7 protein-coding genes and 1 pseudogene are annotated in these 6,837 nt (G+C 67.1%); 3 read left to right on the top strand and 5 right to left on the bottom strand.

The features are described from left to right. Positions 1 to 10: 10 nt before the first annotated feature. Entirely contained in the window at positions 11 to 619 is a 609-nt protein-coding gene (gene fixJ / locus VJ655_RS01665; RefSeq protein WP_324097630.1) for a response regulator FixJ, read from the bottom strand. After that, positions 612 to 2,051 carry a PAS domain S-box protein gene (locus tag VJ655_RS01660; RefSeq protein WP_324097629.1) on the bottom strand — a complete coding sequence of 480 codons (1,440 nt, stop codon included), beginning with the start codon at positions 2,049 to 2,051 and terminating at the stop codon, positions 612 to 614. Before VJ655_RS01660 ends, fixJ begins: the two co-directional genes overlap by 8 nt. 193 nt (positions 2,052 to 2,244) lie before the next feature. On the opposite strand from VJ655_RS01660, the gene VJ655_RS01655 reads away from it, so the two are divergent. The 3 genes from VJ655_RS01655 to VJ655_RS01645 all read left to right on the top strand — a co-directional run bounded on the left by VJ655_RS01655 (position 2,245) and on the right by VJ655_RS01645 (position 4,621). Further along, a complete protein-coding gene (locus tag VJ655_RS01655) occupies positions 2,245 to 2,934 on the top strand; it encodes an alternative oxidase (protein WP_324097628.1) in 690 nt (229 codons plus the stop codon). 55 nt (positions 2,935 to 2,989) lie between these two features. Then, on the top strand, positions 2,990 to 3,370 hold the full coding sequence (locus VJ655_RS01650) for a hypothetical protein (RefSeq protein ID WP_324097627.1): 381 nt from the start codon (positions 2,990 to 2,992) through the stop codon (positions 3,368 to 3,370). A 90-nt stretch (positions 3,371 to 3,460) separates the two neighbouring features. After that, the gene (locus VJ655_RS01645) at positions 3,461 to 4,621 is read left to right on the top strand and encodes an NnrS family protein (protein WP_324097626.1); all 1,161 of its coding nucleotides are present in this window, start codon (positions 3,461 to 3,463) and stop codon (positions 4,619 to 4,621) included. 7 nt (positions 4,622 to 4,628) lie between these two features. Here the strand turns inward: VJ655_RS01645 and VJ655_RS01640 are convergent, their stop codons facing one another. The 3 genes and pseudogenes from VJ655_RS01640 to VJ655_RS01630 form a co-directional block, all read right to left on the bottom strand. Beyond that, positions 4,629 to 5,315, bottom strand: coding sequence for a sugar phosphate nucleotidyltransferase (locus VJ655_RS01640; protein WP_324097625.1), 687 nt, complete (start codon positions 5,313 to 5,315; stop codon positions 4,629 to 4,631). A gap of 14 nt (positions 5,316 to 5,329) precedes the next feature. Beyond that, positions 5,330 to 6,421 carry a dehydrogenase gene (locus VJ655_RS01635; protein WP_324097624.1) on the bottom strand — a complete coding sequence of 364 codons (1,092 nt, stop codon included), beginning with the start codon at positions 6,419 to 6,421 and terminating at the stop codon, positions 5,330 to 5,332. Continuing rightward, positions 6,418 to 6,837, bottom strand: a pseudogene (locus tag VJ655_RS01630) (hypothetical protein); the annotation flags it as partial. The gene VJ655_RS01635 and the pseudogene VJ655_RS01630, both read right to left, overlap by 4 nt.

Here is a 6,837-nt window from a genome sequence, read left to right as displayed (position 1 = left end):
CTCTTTTTTCTCAGCCGCCGCGCGTCGAAAGCACCATTCGGACCAATTCCGACAGGCTGCGCGCCCGCATCTTGGTCATCACCGCGGCGCGATAGATCTCCACCGTGCGCGGACTGATCCCAAGATCAAAGGCGATGACCTTGTTCGAACGGCCTTCGACGACGCCTTCCAAGACTTCCTGCTCTCGGCGCGAAAGGCTCTCGAGCCGGTCCCGGACATCGGCCAACGCCCGATCCTCGCCGCGCTGAAGGCGGCTGCGCTCCAGCGCCTCGCGGATGGCGGTCAGCAGGATATCATCGTCGAACGGCTTCTCGATGAAGTCGACCACGCCCGCCTTCATCGCCTCGATCGCCAGGGGAACATCGGCGTGACCGGTCATGACGATCACCGGATCGCGATAGCCCCGTTCCTGGAGCAGCTTGAGCATCTCGATGCCGCTGAGCTCGGGCATGCGCACGTCGGTCAGGACGCAGCCGTCCCCGGACGGAGGCAGATCTTCCAGGAAGGCGACCGCAGACTCGAACAACCGGTACGGGATACGATTGACCTGCAACAGAAACCCCAGCGAGTCCCGCATGGCCGCATCGTCGTCGATGACGTGAACAACACCTTCACTCAAGGTCCGGATCTCCTTCCACTGTCTTGAGCGTGAACTTGAATGTCGCTCCGCCCCCTTGCGTATCCTCGGCCCAAAGCCGGCCGCCGTGCGCCTCGATGATGGTGCGCGAGATCGAAAGACCGACACCCATGCCATCGCGCTTGGTGGTCATGAAGGGCGCGAACAGATTCTCGGCGATCTCGGGCGCTATGCCCGCCCCGGTATCGGCCACGCTGACCAGAGCCAGGTCGTCATGTCGCCCGACGCTGATGGTCAGGTCGCGTCTTGGCAAGCTCTCCATGGCGTCGACGGCGTTGCGGATCAGATTGACCAGAACCTGCTGGATCTGAACCCGGTCGGCCAGCACCAGGCGGACCGCGGGATCATAGTCCAGGCGAACCGACACGCCGATCTCCCGCACCCCGACCAGCGCCAGCGCCGCGGCCTCCTCCACCATGCGATTGAGGTCCTCGACCTGCCGCTCCGTTTCGCCTCGCGCCACGAAATCGCGCAGGCGGCGGATGATGGCGCCCGCGCGCAAGGCTTGGTCGCCGGCCTTGTTGAGCGCTTCTTCCAGCAAGGCCTTATCGAGCTCGGGATCCTGCAGGAGGCGCTTGCTGCCCTTCAGATAGTTGGCCACCGCCGACAGCGGCTGGTTGATCTCGTGCGCCAGCGCCGACGCCATCTCGCCCATCGAGGTCAGGCGCGCCATATGCACCAGCTCGCCCTGTAGCTCCTGCAGACGGGCCTGGGTGCGCTGTGTCTCGGTGAGGTCGCGGACGAAGCCGGTGAAGAAGCGGCCAGAGGCGGTGCTGATCTCACCCACCGCCAGCTCCATGGGAAAGGTCGAGCCGTCCTTACGCTCGCCGATGACCACCCGCCCCAGACCGATGATCCGGCGTTCGCCCGTATCGTAATAGCGCTTGAGGTAGCCGTCGTGCGCGGACCGATAGGGCTCGGGCATCAGAACGTTCACATTGCGGCCGGCGATCTCCGAAGCCTTCCAGCCGAACAGGCGCTCCGCCGCAGAGCTGAAGGATCGCACCAGGCCGCCGGCGTCGATCAGCACCATGGCGTCGGGCACGGTGTCGAGGATCGACGCCAGGTGGGCCTCGCGCACCATGAGGTCGCGCGTCACCGCCTCCGTCCGTCGCCGCGCGATCCGAAACCGTTCGCCGCCAAAGCTGATGCCGAGGCTGATAGCCACGAACAGCACCGCGCCGGCGATATCGCCCGCGTCCAGGGGCGGTTGTCGGGCGCTGATCGCCAGGAGGGCGACCACGCCCAGCAGGCAGGCGACCGCGCCGCCGGCCACGCCGCGATAGGCGGCCGTGGCGACAACGGCCGGAAAGAAGAAGAGATAGAGTCCTCGGTCGCCAAGCAGCGGTTCGAACGCCAGGCGGGTGGTGACGCCGATTCCCACCAGGCCCAAGGCGACGCCTAGCGCGATCATCCATTCGCGTTTTGGGTTTCGGCGGGACTGAGTGAGGTCGTCCAAGGTCATCCTCCGCGCCTAGCGCACCGGCGCGTCGGCCACACCCCAGGGATTCTCCTTAGGATCGGACCAGAATTTTTCGACCAGAGCGCGAGGTCTATCAAGTCCCTCGATCCGGCGGCCGTCGCCGCCAACTCGAAAGGTCGAGACCATGAATGGTCCTGAAATATCCCTCGATGCCCACCATGCTCCCAAAGGGGCCTCGGATGTCGTCGCCCTTGGCTTCGTCAAGGCGCTTCGCTTCTGCGCCGACACCTTCTTCGCCAAACGCTATGGCCACCGGGCCGTGGTTCTCGAAACCGTGGCCGCCGTGCCCGGCATGGTCGGCGCGACCTTGACCCACCTGAAGTGCCTGCGGCGCATGGAAGCCGACCGCGGCTGGATCCGGACGCTGATGGACGAGGCCGAGAACGAACGCATGCACCTGATGACCTTCATCGAGGTGGCGCGGCCGACGCTGTTCGAGCGCTTCGTCGTCGTGGCCGCGCAGTGGGTCTTCTATCTCTTCTTCTTCGGGCTGTACCTGATCTCGCCCAAGACCGCCCACCGCGTCGTCGGCTACTTCGAGGAAGAGGCCGTCATCAGCTACACCCACTATCTGCAGGAGATCGACGAGGGCCGGTCGGTCAACGCGCCCGCCCCCAAGATCGCGCTGGACTACTGGAACCTGCCGCAAGGCTCGACCCTGCGTGACGTCGTCGAGGTGGTCCGCGCCGACGAGGCTCACCACCGAGACGTGAACCACGGCTTCGCCAACGAACTGGCCGGCCTGCCGACCACGGCTGTCGCGCCCTGCCCTGCGCACGTCGAGCTGCAACCCAACTGGAAAACCGCGGCCTGACGCGCCGAAGGCCCGCCCGTACCGGGCGGGCCTAGCCCTCTTCTGGATTATCGTCGTGACCTCTCGCCCGACATTCTTTCGCCCCTCGGTGGCGTTGCTGGATCATGATCCAGCGGTCTGCTCGGCGTTGAAGTTCTCGCTCGAGCTCGAGGGCTTCCAGATCATGACCTTCGAAGAACCCGAGACGCTTCGCCAGGCCCTGCGAAAACAGGCGTTCGACGCCCTGATCGTCGGTCATGCGCCGCCGGCCATCGCCGCGCCGGAACTCTTCGACCAGTGGCCAGCGGAAACGCCTCGCCCGCCGACCGTGCTAACCGCCACCAACCCGACGGCGAGCCTTCGCCGCTTCGCCGACAAGGTCGGCGCGATCCTGATCGAGAAGCCTCTGCTGAGCGACGCCCTGGTCGACGCCCTCCGCGCTCGCATCCCTTCCTAGTCTGTTTGCCGACGCACAACGACGCCCGGCCCTTGGCCGGGATGATGCCCCCTTTCATTGCGCCCCTTCGGCGCCAGTTCGAGACAGCCCATGTCCACCGCCCAACGCCGTCGCGACTACAAAGGCCCGGCGCTCTTCAGCTACGGCTTCCGGCCGTTCTTCCTGTCCGGAGCGATCTGGGCGGCCGCGGCCGTTCCTCTCTGGGCCTGGACGGCGCTCGGCGGCCCTCTCTCTGTCGATCGAAACTGGCACGTGCACGAAATGTTGTTCGGCGTCGTCGGCGCCGTGACGGCGGGCTTCCTGACAACCGCCGTGCCAAACTGGACGGGCCGGATGCCGGTGATCGGCGCGCCCCTGGCCGGACTGTGGCTGCTATGGGTGGTCGGCCGCATAGCGATGCTGGCGCCGGGCGGGGTCGCGCCCTGGGCCGCCGCTGTCGATAGCGCCTTCCTCGTGGTGTTCGCGGCCGTGATCGCGCGCGAGGTTCTGGCGGGGCGCAACTGGCGCAACGTCCCCGTCTGCATCCTCACGAGCCTCTTGGCGCTCGCCAACATCGCCTTTCATCTCGACGCCCGGTTCAATCTGGGCGGGATCGGCGAACGGGTGGCGATCAGCGCCGTCGCCATCATGCTGGCCCTGATCGGCGGCCGCATCACGCCTAGCTTCACGCGAAATTGGCTGAAGGCGCACCGCGTCGCGGCCGAACCCGCCGCCTTCGGCCTGGCCGACCGCGCCGCACTGGTCCTCACGCCGGTGGCGATGCTGCTCTGGGTCGCGGCGCCTGATTGGACGATCACCGGCGTGTGCCTGGTGCTGGCGGGCGCGAGCCACCTCGTCCGCGTGCTGCGCTGGCAAGGTTGGGCGGCTCGCAAGGAGCCGCTCGTGGGTATTCTGCATATCGGCTACGGCTGGCTTGCGCCGGGCCTGGCTCTTCTGGGGCTCAGCATCCTGGCGCCGGAGTTTCCCCGATCGTCGGGACTGCACGCCCTCACCGCGGGCGCGATGGGCGTGATGATCCTGGCTGTCATGACCAGAGCCACGCGGGGCCATACCGGACGAGCGCTAGAGGCCGATCGCGCCACCATCGCGATCTACGCCGCCGTCAATCTGGCCACGATGATCCGCGTGGCCGCCCCGCTATGGCCCTCCGCCCTGCCGCTCCTTCTGGGACTTGGCGCGTTGCTGTGGGCCTTGGCGTTTGGCGGCTACGCCGCCGCATACGGCGTCATGCTGGTGGGCCGCCGACGCTGAGCGCGCTTTAGTTCGGCGTGGATGAGGCGAGGATCGCTTCGGCCGAAGCGAGGCTCGCCGGCAGGCCAATATCGACGAACCCGCCTTCAAACGCCGCCCCGCCAAGGTCGCCGGAGGCGCAAAGCGCCGGCCAGAGTTCGGCTTCGAGCGAAAAGGCCCTCGCGCGCTCGGGCACGACCGCCTTCGTCAGCCGGCAAACGCCTCCGTTGATCAGCCCCTTTCGCAGGGCCGGATCGCGGGGCCGGAGCTCCACGATCCTGTCGCCCGACAGCGACGCGGTTTCATATCGGTCGGCCGGCTCGACCATCCGCAGGGCCAGGACCGCCGGATAATTCCGCCACTCCGCCAGCACGCGCCAGTCGAAGTCGAACCAGGTGTCGCCGTTGAGCAGCAGGAAAGCCTCATCCAGCTGGTCACGCGCGTGGCTCAAGGCGCCGCCGGTCCCCAAGGGCGCTGGCTCGACAGACAGCGCGATCCGCATTCCCAGGCGCTCGGCCAACCGGCTTTCGCCCAGGTGCCGCTCGATCACCTCGGCGCGGTGTCCGGCGAGCAGCAGCGCTCGGTCAAATCCGCAACCTGCGGCCTTGGTCAGCAGATGGTCGATGAACGGCCGGCCCGCCACGGGCAGCATGGGCTTGGGCGTGTCACGTGCGAGGTCCCCCAGGCGCGAGCCCAGACCGCCGACCAGAAACACGCATTGCCGCACAGTCAACGCGGCACGCTCCAGGCTTCGGCCCCCTCGAAGGTGACCTTGACCGAGCTGGCCTGGCCGCCCGCCGCGTTCAGCGTCGAGATCAGGTGGTGGCGGTTCTCGGGATCGGTGAAGAACATCAGGAAACCGCCGCCGCCGGCGCCCGAGACCTTGCCGCCCCAGGCGCCCTCCGCGATCGCCAGGTCGAAGAGGCGATCGACGGCGTCGGTCGCCACGCCACGCGCGGTGCGCTTCTTGGCCTTCCACGAACGCATCAGAATCTCGGCCATGTCACGCATGTCGCCGCGCAGAAGAGCCTCACGCATCAGGGCCGCGTCGGCCTTCAGTTGGTGCATGCTCTCCAGCGTCTCGGCGTTCATGCCGACAAGACCGTCGATCTGTTCCTTGATGATGGTTTCGGAGTGACGCGACTGGCCCGTGAAGCAGATCACGAGCGAGGATTCGAACTCGTTCAGATAGGCGCGAGGCACGCGCAGCGGGCTGACCAGAACCTTGTCGCCGGGCAGGAACTCGATGAAGTTCACGCCGCCATAGGCGGCCGCGTACTGGTCCTGCCGGCCGCCGGCCAGACCGAGCTTTCGGCGCTCGATCATGAAGGCCAGATGCGCGACGTCGCCCGGTCCCAGCGGCAGATCGAGCGCCAGGCGGAAAGCCTCCACCAGAGCCACCACCAGAGCCGAGGACGATCCCAGGCCCGAGCCGGCGGGCGCGTCGATGTTGGTGGAGACGGTCAGGGCTGGCGCGTCGCCGTCCAGATAAGTTTCGACCATGTGGTCATAGACGGCCCGATGCAGGACCAATCCCTCGTCCAACCTCGGTCGCGAACCCAGCGCATGGCGCTCGCCGACCCCGAGGTCGTGGGCGCGAAAGGTCACGGCGCCGTGGGGATCGGGCGACACATGGGCGAAGGCGAAACGGTCGATGGTGACGTTGAGAACGGCCCCGCCGAACTGGTCGCAATAGGGAGAGAGATCCGTGCCGCCGCCGGCCAGGCCTAGTCGCAGGGGCGCGCGAGCGCGCACGTCGAACGCGGCCGTCGTGCGCCGACGGCCCAGAGTCTCGACCTGCTCCCCCCGCCAGACGTTCATGCGGCCTGGCTCAGCAGGACCTGCGTCCCACCCCGGTCGATGCCGTAGCGCAAGCGAGGCATGTTCTGGGAGGTCATATAGTCTTCCAACGCTCGCCCGTCGCCCGGCGTGAAGAGCATCAGAAAGCCGCCGCCGCCGGCGCCGATCACCTTGCCGCCGGTCACGCCGAGATTGGCGCGAACGTGATCATAGAGCTGGTCGATATGCGGCCAGCTGATCTTGGCCGACAGTTGCTTTTTGCTGACCCAATGTTCGTGGAGCATCCGCCCCCAGGCTTCGATCTCGCCGGCGACCCAGGCGTCGCGGATGCGGTAGCCCAGGTCCTTGATCGCGCCCAGGCTCTGCGCGGCTTGCCGATGCTTGTCGCCCTCGCCCAGCATGGCGTTGTTCTGGTCGTCCAGGATCACCGCCGCGTC

Source organism: Caulobacter sp. (assembly GCF_035254145.1).
Lineage (GTDB): Bacteria > Pseudomonadota > Alphaproteobacteria > Caulobacterales > Caulobacteraceae > Caulobacter.
Note: the sequence above shows the minus strand (reverse complement) of the source record. Positions and strands in the feature narration are given on the sequence as shown.